Origin of the sequence: Xanthomonas sp. SHU 199 (assembly GCF_000364665.1) — a bacterium.
GTDB classification, from domain to species: Bacteria; Pseudomonadota; Gammaproteobacteria; order Xanthomonadales; family Xanthomonadaceae; genus Xanthomonas_A; species Xanthomonas_A sontii.
Genome location: NZ_AQOI01000656.1, coordinates 1 through 674 on the forward strand (window position 1 = coordinate 1; position 674 = coordinate 674).

Below are 674 nucleotides of genomic sequence, written 5' to 3' on the forward strand. Positions count from 1 at the left end.
GGGGCGGATGAGGGTACGGGCGCAGCCTCGTGCAGCCCAAACAACGCGTGCGCTTCGCGCCCCGGCCCTCACCCCAACCCCTCTCCCGCAGGGAGAGGGGCTTGTACGTCCCTTCTCCCTCCGGGAGAAGGTGCCCCGAAGGGGCGGATGAGGGTAACGGCGCGCAGCCTCGTGCAGTCGAAACACCGCATACGCTTCGCGCCCAACCCTCACCCCAACCCCTCTCCCGCAGGGAGAGGGGCTAAGCCCTTCACAGCCGGAGTCTTCTGCGCTTCGAGACACTAGCCCCGCAGTTCTGGCGCACCTCGCTAGCGCGGCCCCCACACCTCGGCATCGAGATCGCGCGCCGGCGCCGGCGCACGCTTCACCCGTCCGCCCTGCACCGCCACGCCTTCGGCGCGCAGGCGCTGACATTGCTCGCGATAGCCACGCGAGCCTTCCGGAAAGGCGATGCGGCCGTCGCTGCGCAGCACCCGGTGCCAGGGCAGCGCGGCATCGGCATTGCCGCCGAGCAGGCGCGCCACCAGCCGCGCACGTCCCGGCAACCCGGCCAGCATCGCCACCTCGCCATAGCCGCGCACCTGGCCCGGCGGGATCGCCCGGATCGTCGCCAGGATCCGCGCATGCGCCTCGGCCGCCGCCGTCGCGGCAGGCGCCGACGCGCGCGCTGCGGG

At 73.1% G+C, this 674-nt stretch carries 1 protein-coding gene; it reads right to left on the minus strand.

Annotation, left to right across the window (positions count from 1 at the left end; genetic code table 11):
* Positions 1-308: 308 nt before the first annotated feature.
* The coding region (locus tag D183_RS0118785; protein WP_017910358.1) for an MGMT family protein at positions 309-674 on the minus strand (366 nt) is incomplete at its 5' end.